The organism is Streptomyces glaucescens (assembly GCF_002154375.1).
GTDB lineage: Bacteria > Actinomycetota > Actinomycetes > Streptomycetales > Streptomycetaceae > Streptomyces > Streptomyces glaucescens.
In genome coordinates this window covers 1-1,031 of the sequence record NZ_MUND01000864.1, presented here as the reverse complement: position 1 = coordinate 1,031, position 1,031 = coordinate 1, and the positions used below count along the sequence as shown (strand labels likewise).

The window sequence follows — 1,031 nt, the reverse complement described above, 5'->3', positions numbered from 1 at the left end:
TCGCCCTCACCGGGCGTACCGAAGGAGGTACCGCGGGCGACGGCCTCCTGCACGGCGGCGATGACCTCGGGGTGCGAGTGCCCGAGGATCATGGGCCCCCAGGAGCACACGAGATCCACGTACTCCCGGCCGTCCGCGTCGGTCAGCCAGGCCCCCTTCCCGGACACCATGAACCGGGGCGTTCCGCCCACGGCGCGGAAGGCACGCACCGGGGAGTTCACGCCGCCGGGCGTGACGGCCGCCGCACGGTCGAACAGTGCCTGCGAGACAGGCGCTTCGTATGAATAGGGCAGTTCGCTCATGACCTGCGACTTCTCCGACTTCTCGGACTCCGGTTGCTGGGTGACCTCATCAGGGTAGGCGGCCGGAGAACCGAGCGTCGGCCCCACCCATCTGCGAGACTGGGCCTGGCTTGGTCAGAGGGGCCGACTCCCACCGCGAGGATCGCGCGGACCGGCGCGTCCCGGCACGTTTCGCCGCGCGGCCGTGGGGGAGGTCACTGACACGATGATCGGGTTGCGCGGCGGGGGCCACGCGTCCTAGAAAAGCAGTCGGGTGGAGATATGCATCGCGGTGGCGGACTGGGCGAGGGGACTGACGACCTGGGTCCTCGACGTGCCCGGCGGGGAAGGCACCGACGCGACGCGGAGGACACGACCGAAGCACGGCAGGCACGGGATCTACCGAGTGAACCCGAGCGGATCGACCGACGTATGGACGGACGGATCGATCGTCTCGGCGCGGGGAGCAGGAATGGTGGTCGGGTGGGGGTGACGTACAAGTACTTCGGCGCGCCCGACGGCGCGACCGCGGCCCGCGTCCCCATCTCGATGCGCCCCGAGGAACTCGGCGGCGACGAGCTGGGCATGAACGGCATGTTCACCAAGATCAAGCCGGAGACCATGGCCGCGATGGTCCTCACCGGCATCGAAGGCGTCCCGCTCCACAAGGTCCCGCCCCTGGAACTGGTGGTCCTCCACCCCGACTACGCCGTCGTGAAGCTCCCCATGACGGTCGTCGACCCCCTCCGC

General features: G+C 69.6%; 2 protein-coding genes. One reads left to right on the top strand and one right to left on the bottom strand.

Annotated features, from left to right (window positions below):
• Positions 1-302 (bottom strand): aminotransferase class III-fold pyridoxal phosphate-dependent enzyme (locus CCN42_RS38580; protein WP_143662182.1); only part of this gene is annotated, 302 nt, incomplete at its 3' end.
• 261 nt (positions 303-563) lie between these two features.
• On the opposite strand from CCN42_RS38580, the gene CCN42_RS38575 reads away from it, so the two are divergent.
• Positions 564-1,031 (top strand): hypothetical protein (locus tag CCN42_RS38575; protein ID WP_086741873.1); only part of this gene is annotated, 468 nt, incomplete at its 3' end.